The organism is Pseudomonas chlororaphis, assembly GCA_001023535.1.
Classification (GTDB): Bacteria; Pseudomonadota; Gammaproteobacteria; order Pseudomonadales; family Pseudomonadaceae; genus Aquipseudomonas; species Aquipseudomonas chlororaphis_E.
Window position 1 is genome coordinate 4,117,301 of record CP011020.1, and the last position, 19,430, is coordinate 4,136,730.

Here is a 19,430-nt window from a genome sequence, read left to right on the forward strand (position 1 = left end):
CATTCACCTGGCCTGGCCAGGTGTTGGGCGACGCTTTGCGCCGCCATTCACTGCCCTGTAACAACAATAATCACACAGGAGCTCCAAATGGTTTCCATGATGCGTTTGTCCCGAACGTTGCTGGCGTTCGGGTTACCCCTGACCACCCAAGCGGTCCTGGCGGGCTACACGTTCGAGGACGGCAACCTCAAGGGTGAGGCCAACCTGACGGCGGGCGGCGCCATCCTCTCGACCCGCCAGGTCAATTTCGGCGCGGGCCGGATCGATCTGCGCAGCCGCCGCAACGACGGCACGAAAATCGATTGGCAAGAGTTCTACCTCAAGCCCGGCGTCAAGCTCGAATATGCCTTGCAGCCCGACTTCAGCCTGTTGGCCGGGGGCTCGCTGGTGGCGGCGACGACCCTGGGCGACGGCGACGCCGGTGGCTTCACACGGCGTTCCGACGGCGAGGTCTCCACTGAAGAGTTCTATGGCGGTTTTCGCGCCGGGGAGTGGACCTTCACGGCCGGGCGCCAAAACTACATGATCGGCACCGGTTTCATTGTCATGGACGGCGACCTCGACCAGTTCAAGGACGGCGCCTATTGGCTCGCGCCAAGAACCGCCTTCAAGGAATCGGCGCTGTTGGCCTGGGACCATGGCGCATTGAAGACCCAAGCTTTCTCCTTGCGCACTGACGGCGACCTGGGCGACTTCCGCATGACCGGCGCCAACCTCGACTACAACCTCGCCGACCAGGTGACGCTCGGGGCCATGGCCATGAAGGTCAATGCCCTGGGCCCCAAGGGTGCGACGCCGCTGCGCCGCGACGGCATGCAGGTGTACAACGTCCGGGCGCTCAACGCCAAGGTGCCGGGCGTGCCGGCGCTGACGCTCAACGCTGAATATGCCGTAGAGCGCGGGCACGGCGAAGGCGTCGACTATGACGCCGAGGCCTGGTACGCCCAGGCAGATTATGCCTTCGAAAACGTGCCGCTGACGCCGATCATCGGCTATCGCTACACCCACTTTTCGGGGGACGACAACCTCGCCGACAACCGTCAGGCGTCCTGGGACCCGCTCAGCAAGGGTTATGTCGACTGGGGCACCTGGCTGGTGGGCGATGTGGTCGGCAACTACCTGCTGTTCAACAGCAATGAAAATGTCCAGCAGTTCTCCCTCAAGACGCACCTCAACGAAACGCTGACCTTGGGAACGATCCACTACCAGTTCTGGCTGGACGAAAAAAACTACATGGGGGCCGCCGTCAATGACCGGCGTTTTGCCGACGAGAGCGTCGTCTTCCTTGATTGGGCGCCGTCCAGGGCGCTGGTGACGTCGCTGTCCTATAACTGGGTCAAGCCCATGGCCGCGGCCAAGCAGGTGTTTGGCGATGACCAGACATTCAGCGCACTGGAAATGTCCTTTACCTACCGCTATTAAGTGTCGCGAGCCTTCGCAGCCGCGCTGGAGTTTTTCCCATGTACAAGTCGTTGCGTAACACCTTGCTGGGCGGTTTGATTTCATTGTTGGTCAGCGGCGCGGGGATGGCCGACGAACGCACGGTGCGGATCTACAACTGGATCGAGTACCTGCCGCCGGAAATCCTCAAGAGCTTCCAGGAAGAAACCGGTATTCGCCCGATCTACGACGTATTCGACAGTGTCGAGACCCTGGAGTCCAAGCTGTTGACCGGCAACTCCGGGTATGACGTGGTCTACCCGAGCAGCTCCAACGTCAGCCACCTGATCGCCGCCGGTGCCGTCCAGCCACTGGACCGCAGCCAATTGCCCAACTGGCAGCACCTGGACCCGGAGTTCATGAAGTCCCTCGAAGCGGTGGGCGACACCGGTAACCGCTACGCCGTGCCGTACCTCTGGGGCACCACGTTGATCGGCTACAACGTCGACAAGGTGCGCAAGGCGCTGGGCGCCGATGTGCAGATGAACAGCTGGGACATCATCTTCAAGGAACAGAATCTATCCCGGCTGGCCAGCTGTGGCGTGGGCTTTCTCGATGCCGCCAACGAAATCATCCCGATCGCCTTGCACTACGAAGGCCTCGATCCCAATAGCCTGAAGCGCGAGGACTACCCGAAGGCCCAGGCCGCGATGCTGAAGATTCGCCCCTACATCAACTATTTCAGCTCATCGCGCTACGGCATGGACCTGGCCAACGGTGATGTGTGCGTCGCCGTGGGCTGGTCCGGCGGCGTGGCCCTGGCCAAGCAACTGGCCGATGCCGCGGGCAAGGGCGTCAAGGTCGAGATGGCCTTGCCGAAGGAGGGCGCGCCGGTGTGGTCGGACGTGATGATGGTGCCGACCAATGCCCCTCACACCCAAGAGGCCTACGCCTTCATCAACTACATCCTGCGCCCGGACGTGATTGCCCGGGTCAGCAACAAGATCGGCTACCCCAACCCCAACAAGGATGCCACCGCGCTGGTGAATGCCGAGATCCGCAACAACCCCGCCATGTACGTGCCGGACGAAGCCCGCAAGACGCTGTTTGCCCTGGAGCCGGTGCCGGCCGCCGTCGAGCGGATCCGCACGCGCACCTGGACCACCATCAAGAGCAATCGCTGAGCAGGCTGGCCCGGCGTCGTGGCGCCGGGCCTTTTCCATGGCTTAATCAGGCCCGCATGCCATGGAACAGCAGCTCGGTGATCCGCCGGACCTGGCTGGAGTGAGCCTCGACATCCGGCTGCTGCTGGTTGACCAGCCGATACAGTTGTAGGTGTGAATAGTCATTGAGCAGGAAGGCGGCCAGTTCCACGTCGAGGTCGGCGCGCAGCTTGCCGGCCGCTTGCAACTCCCTGAGCAGGCCGCTGATTTCAGCTCGCAGCGCATCGTTCATGGCGCGATAGCCTTCGGGCAAATCGTTGTCGCCCCCGAACAGGATCAGCGGCAGCAGTTCGCGCCACAGGCTCGGGTGCATGACTTCCAGGGCGTACCCGGTCAGTAATCGCTCCAGGTAACACATCGCCTCGACCGGGTCTTCAATCCCGGGGATCTGGCTGCGGGTGTCCTTGAGCGCGCGCTGGTCGGCCTCGTGGAGGATTTCCAGGATGATTTCCTGCTTGTTGCCGAAGTACTTGAACACGGTGGGTGCCGAGACGCCGGCCTGGCTGGCGATCTGTTCGATGGTGGTGTCCTGGTAGCCCTGGCGCTCGAACAGTTCGATGGCCGCTTTGCTGATGGCTTGCCGTCGTTCGGCTTTCTGGCGTTCACGCAGTCCGCTCACGGGAGGTCCTTGTCTGGGAGAGAAGAGGCGGCCGCCGCACACCACCGTCCCTCTGCCGCAAAGGTGGGGGCGAGCGGGCTTCCGCATACCTGTGCAAAATACTTAACTGGATAAAATATTTGAAGCACTCATTTCAAATACTGGCCTTTTGGCTCGGCTCTGGAGGGGGGCCGGCAGTGGCGAGATCAGGCACTGAGGCGGCGCGCTCAGGTAATTTGCCCCGTCGGCAAGGCAGGTAACGTGACGCGTCATTCCATCCGGTTACACAGATACGTAAAGGGGGGACCAGGAAAAACCGGAAGTCAGCGCTTCAAGAGGGGCAGTCACCCACTGATCCCTGTCTACGCCTCAATGCCGATCAAAAGAGAATAAGAAAATGACCAGCCCCAGCTTCAAGGATTCGAACGGCCATCTGGCGCAGGGCTTCAAGCCTCGTCACGTCACCATGCTGTCCATCGCCGGGATCATCGGCGCGGGCCTGTTCGTCGGCTCCGGACACGCTATCGCCGCCGCCGGCCCGGCCGTCTTGCTGGCTTACCTGTTTTCCGGGCTGTTGGTGGTCCTTGTCATGCGCATGCTGGGTGAAATGGCGGTGGCCAACCCGGACACCGGATCCTTTTCCACCTACGCCGACCAGGCCATCGGCCGTTGGGCGGGCTTCACCATCGGCTGGCTCTACTGGTGGTTCTGGGTGTTGGTGATACCGATCGAGGCGCTGGCCGCCGGGCATGTCCTGAACCAGTGGTTTCCGGCCGTGGACGCCTGGGTGTTTGCCTCGGCGTCCATTGTCCTGTTGGCCGTGACCAACCTGTTCAGCGTGGCCAAGTACGGGGAGTTCGAGTTCTGGTTCGCGATGGCCAAGGTGGTGGCGATCATCGGTTTCATTTCCCTGGGAGGTGCCGTGTTGATGGGCTGGATCCCCGAGCGGGAAGCCAGCGGCCTGAGCCGCTTGATGGAAGAACACGGCGGGTTCGCGCCCAACGGCCTGTCGGCGGTGGTCGGTGCTTTCATCACCATCATGTTCAGCTTCATCGGCACCGAGGCGGTGACCATCGCGGCGGCCGAGTCCAACGATCCGGCCCAGAACATCGCCAAGGCGACCCGGTCGGTGATCTGGCGAATCGGGGTGTTCTACCTGCTGTCGATCTTCGTGGTCATTTCCGTGGTGCCTTGGAACGATCCGCTGCTGGCGTCCGTGGGCTCCTACCAGCGTGCGCTGGAACTGATGAACATTCCCCACGCCAAGCTCATGGTTGATGCGGTGGTGCTGATTGCCGTGGCCAGTTGCATGAACTCCTCGATCTACATCGCCTCACGCATGCTGTATTCCCTGGGGCGCCGCGGTGATGCGCCGAAGGCGCTGAAAGTGACGTCCGCGGCCGGTGTCCCGCGCTCGGCGGTGATCGCCAGCACCGTGCTGGGGGCAGGGGTCACCTTGTTCAGCTACTTCATGCCGGCGGGGCTGTTCCAGTTCCTGCTCGCCAGCTCCGGCGCCATCGCATTGCTGGTGTACCTGGTAATTGCCATTTCCCAGCTGCGCATGCGCAGGATGCTGCATCGGCAGAACGTCGAGCTGGCTTTTCACATGTGGCTGTTCCCGTGGCTGACCTGGCTGGTGATCGTGTTCATCTCGGCGGCGCTGGCGGTGATGATGGTGACGCCCGAACACCGCAGTGAAGTGAGCACCACCCTGGGGCTGGCGCTGGTGATTTCGTTCATCGGGCTGGTGACTTCCCGGCAGCATGCGCAGCCCGAACGGGCCGCTTCCCTCGGATAGTCCGGCGGCGTTTTTCGCCCGCTTGGCGCCACGTTGCTGGCGCCAAGAAATCCACACCCGGGGCCCGTTCGAGGCCCCGAAAACCCTGGCTTGCAGCACAACCCTCCCGCTGGTCACCCACTGTAAAAACCCAGCCTGTCGAACCGGCACTAACCGGTAGCGGCGTTGTCAGTTACTGGCGCCTGTAGCGACGAGGATCGTCACTGAAAGCGACGTGAGTGTTTTCTCCAATGCCTTCGGGCAGAAAGCGCGCGATGGATTGCGTCTTGGACCGACTCTTTCTTTTGCGGGCGACATTCTATGGGTTTGCTTCTCGATCCGCGTCATGACATTGATGCCGCTTTACTGAGCTATCGCCGGGTGTTCTGGTCGCTTGCGCTGTTCAGCGGGGTGATCAACCTGCTGGTGCTGGTGCCGTCCCTGTACATGATGCAGGTGTACGACCGGGTGCTCACCAGTCGCAACGAAACCACGCTGTTCATGCTCACCTTGATCGCCCTGGGTCTGTTCCTGTTCAGTGCGTTGATCGAGTGGGTGCGCGGGGAGGTGATGATCCGCATGAGCGCCGGGCTCGACGACGCCCTCGGCGAGCGGATCTTCGACGCGGCCTTCGCCCGCAGCCTGCGCGAGCACAACGCCAACCCGGCCCAGGTGCTCACCGACCTGGCCACGCTGCGGCAACTGATCACCGGCCAGGGCCTGATCGCGTTGCTCGATGCGCCATGGCTGCCGATCTTCCTGTTGGTGGCGTTCATCTTTCATCCCTGGTTCGGCGTGTTGACGTTGATCCTCGCCCTGGTGCTGGTCGGCCTGGCGCTGTGGGGGGAACTGGCGACGCGCACGCGCCTGGGGGAAGCCAATCGGTTGGGCGTGCAGTCGGCGGTTTACGTCAACAGCACCTTGCACAACGCCGAAGTGATCCAGGCCCTGGGCATGCTCGGGCCGTTGCGCCAACGCTGGAGCCTGTTGCAGCAGCGCATCATTGCGGCCCAGGCCCACGCCAGCGATCGCGGTGCGCGCATCACCTCGGCGACGCGTTTCGTGCGCATCTCGGGCCAGTCGTTGTCATTGGGGCTGGGCGCGCTGCTGGTGCTGGAAGGGCAGTTGTCGGCAGGCATGATGATCGCGATGTCGCTGTTGCTGGGACGGGCCCTGGCGCCGGTGGAAATCGCCATCGGTTCGTGGAAGCAATTCAACGCCGGGCGCCAGAGCTACCAGCGCTTGAGCCAGTTGCTGGCCCAGCATCCGCGCGAACGCCTGCGCATGCCGTTGCCGCCCCCCAGCGGCGCGGTGCGCCTTGAGCAACTGTACGTCGGTACGCCGGGTGCCACGCAGCCGATTCTGCGGGGCATCCAGTTCAGCCTGGCCAAAGGGGACGTGCTGGCCGTTGTCGGACCCAGCGCCAGCGGTAAATCGACCCTCGCCAGGGCACTGGTTGGCGTCTGGCCGGCCATGGGCGGCTCGGTGCGCCTGGACGACGCCGAGATCAGCCAGTGGACCCACGACGCCCTGGGCCCGCATCTGGGCTACCTGCCCCAGGACATCGAACTGTTCGACGGCAGCGTGGCCGACAACATCGCTCGCTTCGGCGAACAGGACGCGGACAAGATCATCGCCGCCGGACGCCTGGCCGGGATCCACGAGATGATCCTGCGTTTTCCCAAGGGCTACGACACGCCGCTGGGCCCTGGTGGGCTGGGCTTGTCCGGCGGGCAGAAACAGCGCCTCGGGCTGGCTCGCGCGCTCTACGGGCGGCCGGCGCTGATCGTGCTCGATGAACCCAATTCCAACCTCGATGAAGCCGGCGAACTGGCGCTGGTGCAGGCCATCAACGCGCTCAAGGCAGCGGGCAGCACGGTGGTGCTGATCACCCACCGGCCGAACGTGCTGGCGGTGGTTGATCACATCCTGGTGCTCAAGGACGGCACGCAACAGGCGTTCGGCCCCCGGGACCGGGTTCTCAAGGCGTTGATGCCGGGGCCGAGGCCGGCTGCGGTGAGGGAGGCAGGCAAAGATGCGTGATCTGACGCCGGGAGCGCACACCTACAGCGAGCACGGGGTGAGTGTTCGCAGCAGCTCGACCCTGCCCACCGCCAGCACCGATGCCCGTGGCGCGGCGCGCTATGGTGTCGGTTTCCTGGTGCTCGCCCTGGGCGGCTTCCTGCTCTGGGCCTGCCTGGCGCCGCTCGATCAGGGTGTGGTGGGCAGCGGCACCGTGGTGGTGGCGGGCGAGCGCAAGGCGGTGCAGTCGCTGGTCGGCGGGGTGGTGGAAAAACTGTTGGTCAGCGACGGCGATCGCGTCACCCAAGGGCAGTTGCTGGTGCAGCTCAACACCGTGCAGGCACAGTCGCAACTGGACGTAACCCTGGGCAAGTTGCTCAACGACCGCAGCATCGAGGCACGGCTGATTGCCGAGCGCCTGGGCAATGCCGAGATCCAATGGCCGCCGGAGCTGCTGGCGCGTGCCGACGAGCCGCGGGTCAAGGCGTCCATGGCGTTGCAGAGCCAACTGTTCCTGACCCGGCGCGCCGAGCTGGGCAGCCGCTTGCAGATCATCGAGCACGAGGCCGCGGCGTTGCAGCAGCAGTTGCTGGGCTACGAAGGCGTGAAGCGCAACTACGACGCGCAGATGCGTTTCCAGCAGCAGGAGCTCGAAGGGCTGCGTGACCTGGCGCGGGAGGGCTACGTGCCGCGCAACAAACTCTTCGAGGCCGAACGCAACGCGGCGCAACTGGCCGGGCAGATCGCCTCGGGCGTCGGCGACGTCGGCAGGACGCGCCAGGCCATCAACGAAAGCCGGCTCAAGGCCTTGCAGGCGCAGCAGGAGTTTCGTCGGGACGCCGAAACCCAGCTCAGCGAAGTCTCGGCCGAAGCCGCAGGCTATGCCGATCAGATTCGCGCCTTGCAGTTCGAAGTCGACAACGGGGCGATCCGCGCGCCGGTGTCCGGGCAAGTCATGGACGTGAACATTCATACCGTCGGCGGCGTGGCGCAAGCGGGGCAGACCTTGATGCAGGTGGTTCCACTGGACGCCCCCATGGCGATCACTGCGCGTTTCGAACCGTTGATGGCCAACAAGCTGCGGCCCGGGCTGCCGGTGCATGTGCACTTCACCGCGCTGCAACGGGTCGACACGCCGACGGTCACCGGCACGGTGACGACGGTTTCGGCGGATCAGTTGATCAACGAACAGACCCACCAGCCGTATTTTTCCGCCAAGGTCGAGATCCCCGCCGAGACCGTCGCAGCGTTGCAGGGTGCCGGGCTGTTGGTCCGCCCAGGCATGCTCGCCGACGTGACGGTGGTGACGGGGGAGCGCACCTTGATGAACTACCTGATGAAGCCTTTGCGCGAACGCTTGCTGGCGGCCTTCAAGGAGGAATGAGCATGACCGACCGTCACCGTTACCGCGCCCGGATGTTGCTGGGCCTGTGCACCAGTTGGGCGGTGATCGGCCCTGCCTGGGCGGCCGAAGGGGGCCTGAGCCTGACCGCTGCGTACGACGCCTCGCGGCTCAACGACCCGACCGTGCAATCGGCCGCCCATGCCTTCGATGCTTCCCGGAACGAAGAGGCGATCGGCCGGGGCGGGCTCTATCCGCAGGTGTCGTTGAGTTCACGTTATGGCTACGGCGGCCGCACCGATGGCGGCGATGACCGCAGCTATGTCAACAGTAACGACTACCAGGCGAACAGTGTCACCCTGGCGGCGCAGCAGCCGCTCTATGACAAGGGGCGCTGGGCGGCGTACCAGGAGGGTAAGGCACGGGGGCAACTGGGCGTACAGGTGTTCGACGTTGCCGGCCAGACTTTGTATGACCGGGTCGCCAAGGGCTACTTCGACGTGGCTCGGGCCGAAAACGAAATCAAGTTGATCGCCCAGCAGAAGGCGGCGATCAACGGCCTGGTCATTCAGAGCAAGAAACTCTATCAGGGCGGCCAGGGCGCGATCACCGATATCGATGAGGCCCAGGCGCGGCTCGACCTGGTCGATGCCCAGGAGGCCGAAGCCCAGGCGCGCCGGGTGGCGGCGCTGCGGGCATTGTCCGGGCGCGCCAGTGTACCGATCGAGGACATCCAGCCCATGCGCGAGGAACTGGCCACCGCCAACCCGATTCCACCAGAGCAGGACTTGTCTTACTGGACGGCGATCGCCCGCGACGCCAGCCCCGAGTTGGCCGCGCGGCTGGCGGCGGTCAAGGTCGCCGAGGCCCAGGCCGACAGCCAGCGCGCCGGGCACTACCCGACCTTGTCCCTGACCACTCAACTGACCCGCCGGGAAACCCGCCAATACCAGGAACTCGACCCGCGCCAGGACACTTATTACGTCGGCGTGCAACTGGACATCCCGTTGTACCGTGGCGGCGCGGTGCGTGCGTCGGTGGCCAAGGCCGAGGCGCAACTGGCCGGGGCCCAGTCCGACTACGACGTGCAACGCCAGCAACTGGCCGAGGACATCGAGACCGACTACCTGGGCGTCGTGGCGGGGTTTGCCAAGAGCAAGGCGATACAGCGGGCGGTGGAGTCCAATCAGCGTGCGCTGACCTCGACGGAAAAAGGCTTCCAGGGCGGCGTGCGTTCCACCGTGGACATCCTCGACGCCCAGCAACGGGTGTTCCAGGCCCGTCGAGACCTGCTCAATACCAAGCTCGACATGCTGCAAAGCTACGTCAGCCTGCACACCCACACCGGCCAGATGAACCGCGCCGTGCTGGAACAGGTGCAGAACCTGTTCTAAACATCGCGGGAACCCCAGCTCTGTGTGGGAGCGGGCTTGCTCGCGAAAGCGGTGGGTCAATGATGGTGAACTTGGATGTGCCGCCGTCTTCGCGAGCAAGCCCGCTCCCACAAAAGCGCCGGGGGGATGCCCGGTATGTGCGTGAAATCCACTATCCCTGTGGGAGCGAGCTTGCTCGCGAAAGCGGTGGGTCAATGATGGTGAATTTGGATGTGCCGCCGTCTTCGCGAGCAAGCTCGCTCCCACAAAAGCGCCGGGAGGATGCCCGGTATGTGCGTGAAATCCACTATCCCTGTGGGAGCGAGCTTGCTCGCGAAAGCGGTGGGTCAGTGACGATGAGATTGGATGTGCCGCCGTCTTCGCGAGCAAGCTCGCTCCCACAAAAGCGCCGGGAGGATGCTCGGTATGTGCGTGAAATCCACTATCCCTGTGGGAGCGAGCTTGCTCGCGAAAGCGGTGGGTCTGTGACGGTGAGATTGGATGTGCCGCCGTCTTCGCGAGCAAGCCCGCTCCCACAAAAGCGCCGGGGGGATGCCCGGTATGTGCGTGAAATCCACTATCCCCTGTGGGAGCGGGCTTGCTCGCGAAAGCGGTGGGTCTGTGACGGTGAGATTGGATGTGCCGCCGTCTTCGCGAGCAAGCCCGCTCCCACAAAAGCGCCGGGGATGCCCCCGGTCGTCAATGGCTGGAGGGCAGGAATTCGAACAAGGTCTTGCAGACGCCGGCGATGTGTTCGTCCAGGAGTTTCACCGCCCGTTCGACATCGCCGGCGCGGCAGGCGTCGAGGATTTCCCGATGCTCGTGGTCGGCGCGGTCCTTGCCGGCCGACAGGCTCATCTGCATGCGCAGGTAGCGCTCCAGTTTGTCGTGGACCGAACGGATCAGCCCCACCAGGAACGGCCGTTGTGCCGGTTCGTAGAGACAGGCATGCAATTGCCAGTTCAGCTCGGCCCAGCGGCCCACATCGTCCTCGCCGATGAACTCCCGGCAAATACTGTCCGCGCGGGCGAAAGTGTCTTCGGTCATGTTCGGGATCGCCAGGCGCAGCACCTTGTCCTCCAGTAACATGCGTACCTCGAACATCTGCGCCAGTTCCGCCTCGGAGATGCGCGTGACCATCGCCCCGCGATTGCGCTGGAACATCACCAGGCCCTCGGCCTCCAGGCGCTTGAGGGCTTCGCGTACGGGGATCTTGCTGACGTTGAACTGCCGGGCGATGTCGTCCTGGCGAATCGGCTCGTCTTCGGCAAAATGCCCGGCCACGATGGCATCGCGCAGGTGACGGGTGATGATTTCCGAAGTGGTGGGGGTGTTGCCCAGATCAGGCAGGTTGAACTTGGATAAGGTCACGGCGGCAGGTCGGCTGGTGGAGTTGGGGATATGGTATACGACTTTGCCGAAGCCAGTGTCGAGCCTTGCTGCGAGCTTTATCCCGTGGCGAGGGAGCTTGCTCCCGCTGGGCTGCGCAGCAGCCCCATTTCAGTGATTGTCACTCAATTGAGCGGGAGCAAGCGCCCTCGCCACAGGTTCCACCTTGCGAACAACCACCCACCCGGTGACCAACGATCCGACCATCAACGCCACCCCGAACAGGATCAACGCCATATCGGCGCCGAACGCGTCGGCCACCACGCCGGTGACCACCACCGGAAGACTGAAACCGATATACGCGAACAGGAAAAAACCGGCGCTGACCCGGGCCTTTTCCAGGCCGGCCATGGCCGTGATCGCCGATAACCCACCCAGGTACAGAAAACCGTAGCACGCGCTGCTGGCCCCCAGGGCGCCCAACAGCACCGCGAGCAGCGAACCGTTGCTGGCGCCCCACGCCAGTAGCGCATAGCTTACGGGCAGCACCAGCAAGCCGATGCCGGTGGCACGGGCCGGGGGCAGGCGGCGGGCCCAGGGCTGGAAGAGCAGCCCGCAACTGATCACGGTAAAGGTCGACAGGCCCGACCACTGCTGCAAGGCGTGGGCGGCCAGCACCGATGGCAATATCGCGATGACCAGCCCCGAGGTGGCCCAGGCCAGCAGCATCGAAAAGCTGTAGGGCAGGCTGCCAGCGGGAAACAGCGGCAGGCGCAGCAGCGGTGCATGGCTGTTGCGCGTGGCAGGGTCCGGCAACCGGACGACCACGCCCATCGCCAGGGCCGCCAGGGTCAGTTGCAGCCAAAAACTGCCGGGCACGACGCTGTGCTGAACGATCAGGAACAGGCTGGTCAATGCCGCGCCGAGGCCGAAGCCCAGCGAGGTACTGGCGGTGACCCGGTTGGCAGCCGCGCGGGTGTCGCCGCCGGTCATCAGTTCGGTCATGTAAGCCGTCGCGGTCGCCGAAGCGAGCCCCGTGCCCACACCCATCATCAGCCGCGCCAGGCCCAGCGCGATCAGGTTCGGCCAGATCGAGGTGACCACCGTCGCCAGCATCGACAGGCCCAGCGCCAACAGGATCAAGGGCCGGCGGCCCACTCGGTCGGCGATCCCGCCGAAGGCCAACAACACCGGCAGCACCCCCAGCACATAACAGGAAAAGGCCACCGCCGTGGCGCCGGCCCCATGACCGGAAGCCTGCGCATAGGCGGTGTACAACGGTGCCTGCAGGTTCACGGCCAGGGTGATCAGGCACAGGCCGAAAGCCAGCCCCCATGAGTGTCGATACTGTGCGTTCAAGCGCGTTCCTCAGGAAATCGTAAGTCCCGAGGACTATCACCGCCGACTCCCCCAGGAACAAGAAACAGCCCGGAGCGTTTTGTGTTTAACTGTTCGCCAAAAAACAGCGAACACTTAGAAGGCGTGCCATGGACCTGAACATCGATCGCAACGCCACCGAGCCGATGGTCCGGCAACTGGTGGCGCAGTTGCTGGGCTGGATAAAGCGCCAGCGCATCCGCCCCGGTGCCCGGATGCCCTCGATCCGGCAACTGGCCCAGGAAAACGGCGTGAGCCTGGCGTGTGTGATCAAGGCCTACGACCAACTGGTTGCCAGTGGGGTGTTGGAGTCCCGGCATGGGTCGGGTTTTTTCGTCGCGCCCCAGGTGTCGCGCCCGAAGGAACCGGCGGCGGGCGAAGAGGAGGGCGCATGGGCCTTGTTCGAGCCGCAGTCTTCGCGGCTCAAGCTCGGCTGCGGCTGGCTGCCCGACGCCTGGCGGGACGACACCGACCTGGGCCAGGCCATCCGCCAGGTGGTGCGCAGCGACAACCACGCCCTGTTCAACTACAGCACGCCGCTGGGGTCGGTCGAGCTGCGCCAGCACATTCAGAAACGCCTGGACTTGATCGACATCCACGTCGACCTGCCGCAGATTCTCACGACCCAGGGGGCCAGCCAGGGCCTTGACCTGCTGGTGCGCACGCTGCTCAAACCCGGTGACCTGGTGCTGGTGGAGAGCCCCGGCTACTACAACCTGTTCAACCTGCTGAGGCTGCACGGGGTCAGGACCCTGGCGGTGGCGCGAGGCACCCAGGGCCCGGCTATCGAGGACCTGGAGCGCTTGCTGGAGCAGCACAAACCCGCCTATTTTTTCCTCAACAGCATGTACCAGAACCCCACCGGCACCAGCCTGGCACCGAGCGTGGCGTACCGCTTGCTGCAACTGGCCAACCAGCATGACTTCAAGCTGATCGAGGACGACATCTACGCCGACTTCCAGAACGGCGTGACGTCCCGGCTGGCGACCCTGGACGGGCTGGATCGGGTGATCTACCTCGCGAGTTTTTCCAAGACCTTGTCCAGCTCCTTGCGTGTCGGTTACGTGGTTGCCCAGCCCGACATCATCAACCGGCTGGCCGAGGTCAAGATGGTGACCGGCATCGGCTGCTCGCTGCTGGCGGAGAACGTCGTGGCGGCGTTGCTCGCCAACGGCGCGTATCGCAAGTTGATCCAGCGCCTGCGCCAACGGCTGAACAAGCAGATGGCAAGCGCCCTTCGCCAACTCGACCAGGCGCATTGGGAGGTTTTTGCCGAACCCACCGGCGGCCTGTTCGTGTGGGCCCGGCCGCGACACCTGGCTGCCGACCGGGTGCAGCAGATTGCCCAGGAAACGCAGGTGCAACTCTCCCAGGGTTCCAGTTTCATGCCGGCGGGTGAGGCGTGTGACTGGCTGCGGCTGAACGTGGCCTTTGTCCCGGACGTTCGCGCGCAACGGTTTTTCCAGCGAATCGAGCAAGAGTCCCTCAGCCACCGCGATAACTGAATATGCGCATGGAAATGCAAGGTGTTAATGGGAATACATATCAAACAGGAATGAGTTGCTGTATCTTTCGCGACACATTCTTGCCGGCCCCAGCGGGTTGGCGTTTTTCCCTTAGGATTGTGCATCGATGCGTCGGATTCTCGTTTCACTGTGTGTGCTGCAGGCTTATTCCGTATCCACCTGGGCAGAAGAGCCCCTCGTCGCCCCGGCGTCCATGGAGCTGCAAGCCACCGACATCGTCGGCGCTGGCGACTATGAAAACCCCCAGGGACCGGTCAAGGGCTATCACGCCACCCGTTCGGCCAGCGCCACCCGCACCGACACCGCGATCCATGAAACCCCGCAATCGATCTCCGTGGTGTCGCGCGACGCCGTCGAAGACCTCGGCGCCACACGCCTGCAAGATGCCCTCGACTACGCCGGCGGCGTGGGCCGGGCCAACAATTTCGGCGGCCAGGGCCTGACCACCTTCACCGTGCGCGGCTTCACCACGGGGGAGTTCTACCGCAACGGCTTCCCGATCAACCGGGGTTACCCGAACATGCCCGACGCCAACACCATCGAGCGCCTGGAAGTGCTGCGCGGCCCGGCGACCATGCTGTACGGGCGTGGCGACCCCGGCGGTACCTTCAACGTGGTGTCCAAGCAGCCGTTGGCCGAGCGCACGGTGACCCTCGGCAGCCAACTCAATGACCAAGGCATGCGTCGCGGCACGCTGGACGCGTCCGGCCCGTTGGACGAAGCGGGCACGCTGGCCTATCGCTTGAACGTGATCGGCGAGGGTGGCGATACCTTCCGCGACCACGTCGAGACCGAGCGCTACGGCGTCGCCCCGGTGGTGACCTGGCAACTCAACGACACCACGCGCCTGACGTTCGAAGGCGACTTCATGCGCAACAACCATCCGCTGGACCGGGGTGTGACGCACTATCCTGGCCAGCGTGGCACGGCATCGCGCGAGACCTTCTTCGGCGAAAAGGACGCCGGCAAACTGCACAACGACAACAACATGCTGCAAGTGCGTTTCGAGCACATGCTCAACGACGACTGGACCCTGGCCGGTGGCACCCAATGGCTGGACGGCACGTTGCAGGGCAATGCCATCGAAGGCAACGGCATCGCCGCCGACGGCCGTACCCTGGGGCGCAATTTCAACTACCGCAAGCTGGAATGGACAGACCGCGACACGCAACTGAACCTCACCGGGCATTTCGCCACGGGCGGCTTGGAGCACACGCTGTTGACCGGGATCGAGTACGAAGACTACGACTACCAGTCCATCATTCAGCGCTCCGCGGCCGGGACCGGGGCCTATCCCATTGATATCTTCGATCCGGTGTACGGCCAGCCCCGCCCGGCGCTGACCCGCACCCCCACCGACGACCAGGAAAACCTCAAGACCCTTGGCCTGTTCGTCCAGGACCAGGTGGCGCTGACCGAGCGCTTGAAAGTGCTGGCGGGGGCGCGATTCGAGCGCTTCGAGCATGAGTACGAGACGTTTGTGCCCAATGGCAGGAGCTGGAGCAAAGACGACAGCGCGGTCACCCCGCGGCTGGGCGTGATCTACGACCTGACCGACACCGTGGCGGTCTACGCCAACACGGCCCGCTCGTTCAAGCCCAACACCGGTGCCAGCCGCCAGGGTGGCGGCTTCAAGCCGGAAGAGGGCAAGTCCTACGAGATGGGTGTGAAATGGGAAGCGCTGGATCGCCAGTTGAGCGTCGACGCGGCGGTCTATCAGATCGAGAAGCGTAACGTGCTCACCACTGACCCGCTGGACTCCACCTTCAGCGTGGCCGCCGGCGAAGTGCGCAGCCGTGGCTTCGACCTGAACGTGGCCGGTAACCTGACACCGGCGTGGCGGGTGATCGGTGGCTATGCCTACGTCGATGCCGAGGTGACCAAGGACACCAGCATCCCAAGCGGGACCCGCCTGCTCAACGTGCCCAAGAACACCTTCAGCCTGTTGAACGTCTACGAATTCCAGGACGGCGGCCTCAAGGGCCTGGGGCTGGGCGCCGGTGCCCGGTACGTTGACGAACGCGCCGGCCAGACGGCGGCGAATGCCTTCTCGATGGACAGCTACACGGTGGTGGACCTGCTGGGCTACTACAAGGTCAACGAGCGGATCCGCCTGAACCTGGACGTGAAGAACCTCTTCGACGCCGATTATGAAGAGGGTGCGTTCGGTAACGTCTACGCCTATCCAGGCGCACCGCGCACTGTGCAGGCTGGCATCTCCTACACCCTCTGATCCCTGTGGGAGCGAGCAGGCTCGCTCCCACACAGCGGGGCAGTTGACGCTCACCACTTGCCCGTGCTCATCCCGCCATCCACCGGCAATACCACGCCGGTGGTGAAATCGGCCCCTGCCAGATAAAGCACGGCCTCGGCAATTTCCTCGACCGTCCCCACACGACCCGCCGGCGCCAGGTTATCGAGAAACGCACGGTGCGCCGGGTCATGCATCGGCGTGTCGATGATCCCGGGCGCGACGGCGTTGACCTTGATGTGATGGGGCGACAACTCCAGGGCCAGGGCGCGGGTCATCTGGTTGACCCCGCCCTTGATCAACACCGGCAGCGCGGCCGGCACCTGGATATTGGGTTGCAGCGCCACCGAGGCGGAGATGTTGACGATAAAGCCCTGGCGACGGCCGATCATGTGCGCGGCCGCTGCCTGGCTGGCATACACGAGGCCCTTGAGGTTGGTGTCCAGCAGCGCTTCCAGGTCCTGGGGGCTGTACTCGATGAATGGCTTGGGTAGAAAGAAACCCGCATTGTTCACCAACCCGTCCACACCGCCGAAGGCCTCGACGGCTTTGGCAACGACACGGGTAGAGGTGGCCGGGTCGGCAATATCACCGGCCACGCCAATGAACCGGTCGGCATGGTTGAACTGGGCCGCAGCGGCGTCCAGCCCGGATTGAGAACGGGCATTGCCCACCACGTTATAGCCCCGATCCAGGAATGCCTTGACCAAGTCCAAGCCGATACCGCTGGAAGCGCCGGTGATGATGACGGTTTTGTTGATACTCATGAAATCGACTCCTGATCACATTGATTGAACCGCTGCGCCGGGAGCGGCGCGGGTTGTGCTCAGGGTATTGATGCGCTCAGGTTTGATAAATCAGGGTTCTGGTACTTGAGTTGATACCTCATGTAATCAATCCCAAACATCCACACAACCGAACTGTGGCGAAGGTTGGAGCGGTTGAATCAGTGCTGGGTGTGCCACTGTCTTCGCGAGCGAGCTCGCTCTCGCAATGGGACTTGCGGGGCAGTTGGAAGTATGGGCTGGCTGTCAGGTCGCCTTCGCGGGCAAGCCCGCTCCCACAGGGGCCCCGCGCAGGCACGAACGAGCCAGGTCGGCTTTAAGGCCGCCTCGGGCACGCCGAGTCTGGGCGAGGCACCAGGGGGTTGGGCAAACGCTCTTGGTTTCTTTTGGCTAATCTGGCTCCCGGTGTCTCAAAAAAAGCGACCGTTATCGCAGCAATGGGTAGGTACTCAATTAGACCGCCATCACGAGCAGACTCACTCCTTTGGAAGACTTCGAAACTGCGTCGTCGTCATACCCGCGTATCCCCAGTTATCCGTATCCACCTCCTCGATCACGATATGGGTCAAGTGCGGGTCCTTGCCCAACACACGTTGAAGGGTCTCGGTGATTTCAGCGATCACCTGGGCCTTCTGCTCACGTGTCACGCCATCACGGGTAATTCGTACATTGACAAAGGGCATGTTGCACTCCTGCTGATGAACACGGGCGCAGGACCATTCCCGCGCCACCGGGGCCACTGTATTTATACGCGCCAGCCTGATAAACAGGCCTCTGGAATCTTCAGTTGATACGCGGTGTAACGAATCATGAAGCGGCATTTCGAAGACCTGCAACTGGGCAGCATAGAACTGTTTTGCCTGGCGGCCGAGGCGGGCAGTTTCACGGCGGCGGCGCAGGTGGCGGGCGTCACTCCGGCGGCGGTGAGCCGTTCGATCTTTCGCCTGGAAGAACGCCTGGGCTCGCGCCTTTTCGTGCGTACCACTCGTAGCATCCGCCTGACGGAGGCCGGCAAGACCTATTTCGAACAATGCCGGCAGGCGCTGACGCAACTGATCGAGGCGCAACAGGCAATGATGGGGGCGCAAGCGGTGCCCGCCGGGCCATTGCGCATCAGCCTGCCCACCACCTACGGTCACCACCGGATCCTGCCGTTGCTGCCGGCGTTCCGGGCGCTGTACCCGCAAGTCAGCGTGGACGTGCACCTGAGCAATCGCAACATCGATTTCGTTGCCGAAGGGTATGACCTGGCGATCCGCGTGCGGGCCCAGCCGGACTCCTCGATGATCGCCCGGCAGTTGGAAGACGCGAGGCTGGTGGTGGTCGCGGCGCCGGATTACCTGCGCAGGGCCGGCACCCCACAGACCCTCGAAGACCTGAATGAGCACGAGTGCATCCAGTTCGAATTGCCCAGCAGCGGTCGACGGATTTCCTGGCTGTTCAAGGTCGATGGCAAGGACCGGGAGGTCTTTGCCCAAGGCCACTACGGTTGTTCGGACGATGTACTGGGCGGTGTGACGCTGGCCAAGCACGGTGCGGGCCTGTTCCAGACCTACCGCTTCATCGTCGAACAGGAACTGGTGGACGGGCGCCTGGTGGAAGTGCTGCAGCCATTGGGTGGCCGCTCACGGCCCTTCACATTGCTCTATCCCCACGGCCGACACATGCCACAGCGCGTGCGCGCGTTCATCGACTTCCTGTTGCAGTACCGCGAGCAGTGGGCCAAAACCTGAGGCGCTGTGGGAGCGAGCAGGCTCGCTCCCACTTCATGCATGCACCTGGCCAATCATCAGAACTTGAACGCCTGCCGACCGATCAGCAGCCACTTACCGTCCTTCTGTTTCTGCCAGATCTGGAAGTTCTCGATTTCGGTCGGCACGATGTCGCTGCCCTTGATCGCCTGGGCCGAGAAATGATTACGCACCAGGGCGGTGTCGCCTGAGAGGGTGATCTTCTGGTTTTTCATCTCCAGGGTCTTGAACGCGCTCTTGCCGGTCTCGATGTCGGCGATGAAGGCTTTCTTGTCCTGGATGTTCCCGCTGGAATGCCCGTAGGTGAGGTTCTCGGCGGCCAATGCCTGGAGCTGGGGGATGTCTTTGTGCAGCATGGCCTGGGTCAGGTGGTCGACGGCCTGGGCCACATCCTGCTCGGCCGACGCCGCAGCAGTGGCCGCATAACCGCTGAACAGGCACAGGAAGCTGATGACCAATGTCGCTTTCTTCATGGATGTTTCCTTGTTTTTGTAGGTATGAGGAACGTCACGAGCGTTTTTGACTACGCTCGTCGGTCATCGTACAACTACTTTCGGTGTCAGGATAGCCAAGAGACCGGCAATGGAAAAATGAACGAATGATTCACGACCCCAACGTGGCGAGGGAGCTTGCTCCCGCTGGGCTGCGAAGCAGCCCCAAAAGCGACACCGACGCACGGGTCATTCTGGCGTGCGC

Annotated in this window: 15 protein-coding genes; 9 read left to right on the forward strand and 6 right to left on the reverse strand. The window is 63.5% G+C overall.

Translation table 11 applies throughout. From position 1 onward, the window contains the following. Positions 1-87 precede the first annotated feature (87 nt). Together VM99_18025 and VM99_18030 are read left to right on the forward strand one after the other, a co-directional pair. On the forward strand, positions 88-1,422 hold the full coding sequence (locus tag VM99_18025) for a hypothetical protein (protein ID AKJ99875.1): 1,335 nt from the start codon (positions 88-90) through the stop codon (positions 1,420-1,422). Between the two features lie 38 nt (positions 1,423-1,460). Beyond that, positions 1,461-2,564: a spermidine/putrescine ABC transporter substrate-binding protein gene (locus VM99_18030; protein ID AKJ99876.1), complete on the forward strand. Its 1,104-nt coding sequence runs from the start codon at positions 1,461-1,463 to the stop codon at positions 2,562-2,564. A 46-nt stretch (positions 2,565-2,610) separates the two neighbouring features. Here the strand turns inward: VM99_18030 and VM99_18035 are convergent, their stop codons facing one another. Further along, positions 2,611-3,222, reverse strand: coding sequence for a TetR family transcriptional regulator (locus tag VM99_18035; GenBank protein AKJ99877.1), 612 nt, complete (start codon positions 3,220-3,222; stop codon positions 2,611-2,613). Positions 3,223-3,598: 376 nt separating this feature from the next. Between VM99_18035 and VM99_18040 the strand changes: the two genes are divergently transcribed. The 4 genes from VM99_18040 (at position 3,599) to VM99_18055 (ending at position 9,736) form a co-directional block, all read left to right on the forward strand. Next, positions 3,599-4,999, forward strand: coding sequence for a GABA permease (locus VM99_18040; protein AKJ99878.1), 1,401 nt, complete (start codon positions 3,599-3,601; stop codon positions 4,997-4,999). A 300-nt stretch (positions 5,000-5,299) separates the two neighbouring features. Next, the gene (locus VM99_18045) at positions 5,300-7,021 is read left to right on the forward strand and encodes a peptidase (GenBank protein AKJ99879.1); all 1,722 of its coding nucleotides are present in this window, start codon (positions 5,300-5,302) and stop codon (positions 7,019-7,021) included. Beyond that, entirely contained in the window at positions 7,014-8,384 is a 1,371-nt protein-coding gene (locus tag VM99_18050; GenBank protein AKJ99880.1) for a secretion protein HlyD, read from the forward strand. Before VM99_18045 ends, VM99_18050 begins: the two co-directional genes overlap by 8 nt. A gap of 2 nt (positions 8,385-8,386) precedes the next feature. Continuing rightward, complete coding sequence (locus tag VM99_18055) at positions 8,387-9,736, forward strand: ABC transporter (protein AKJ99881.1); 1,350 nt, start codon at positions 8,387-8,389, stop codon at positions 9,734-9,736. 678 nt (positions 9,737-10,414) lie between these two features. Here the strand turns inward: VM99_18055 and VM99_18060 are convergent. Together VM99_18060 and VM99_18065 are read right to left on the reverse strand one after the other, a co-directional pair. Beyond that, positions 10,415-11,086, reverse strand: a complete 672-nt coding sequence (locus VM99_18060; protein ID AKJ99882.1) for a GntR family transcriptional regulator — start codon at positions 11,084-11,086, stop codon at positions 10,415-10,417. Between the two features lie 129 nt (positions 11,087-11,215). Continuing rightward, positions 11,216-12,403 (reverse strand): MFS transporter, encoded by a 1,188-nt coding sequence (locus tag VM99_18065; GenBank protein ID AKJ99883.1) that lies wholly within the window; start codon positions 12,401-12,403, stop codon positions 11,216-11,218. 128 nt (positions 12,404-12,531) lie between these two features. Between VM99_18065 and VM99_18070 the strand changes: the two genes are divergently transcribed. Further along, positions 12,532-13,926: a GntR family transcriptional regulator gene (locus VM99_18070; GenBank protein ID AKJ99884.1), complete on the forward strand. Its 1,395-nt coding sequence runs from the start codon at positions 12,532-12,534 to the stop codon at positions 13,924-13,926. A gap of 127 nt (positions 13,927-14,053) precedes the next feature. Next, positions 14,054-16,180, forward strand: coding sequence for a TonB-dependent receptor (locus VM99_18075; GenBank protein ID AKJ99885.1), 2,127 nt, complete (start codon positions 14,054-14,056; stop codon positions 16,178-16,180). 50 nt (positions 16,181-16,230) lie between these two features. On the opposite strand, the gene VM99_18080 is transcribed toward VM99_18075, so the two are convergent. Both VM99_18080 and VM99_18085 read right to left on the reverse strand, forming a co-directional pair. Beyond that, positions 16,231-16,965: a 3-oxoacyl-ACP reductase gene (locus tag VM99_18080; protein ID AKJ99886.1), complete on the reverse strand. Its 735-nt coding sequence runs from the start codon at positions 16,963-16,965 to the stop codon at positions 16,231-16,233. 494 nt (positions 16,966-17,459) lie between these two features. Continuing rightward, positions 17,460-17,666, reverse strand: a complete 207-nt coding sequence (locus tag VM99_18085; GenBank protein ID AKJ99887.1) for a 4-oxalocrotonate tautomerase — start codon at positions 17,664-17,666, stop codon at positions 17,460-17,462. A 126-nt stretch (positions 17,667-17,792) separates the two neighbouring features. On the opposite strand from VM99_18085, the gene VM99_18090 reads away from it, so the two are divergent. After that, positions 17,793-18,716, forward strand: a complete 924-nt coding sequence (locus VM99_18090; protein AKJ99888.1) for a LysR family transcriptional regulator — start codon at positions 17,793-17,795, stop codon at positions 18,714-18,716. Positions 18,717-18,772: 56 nt separating this feature from the next. Here VM99_18090 and VM99_18095 read toward each other — a convergent pair whose 3' ends face one another. After that, entirely contained in the window at positions 18,773-19,207 is a 435-nt protein-coding gene (locus VM99_18095; protein AKJ99889.1) for a hypothetical protein, read from the reverse strand. Positions 19,208-19,430 lie beyond the last annotated feature (223 nt).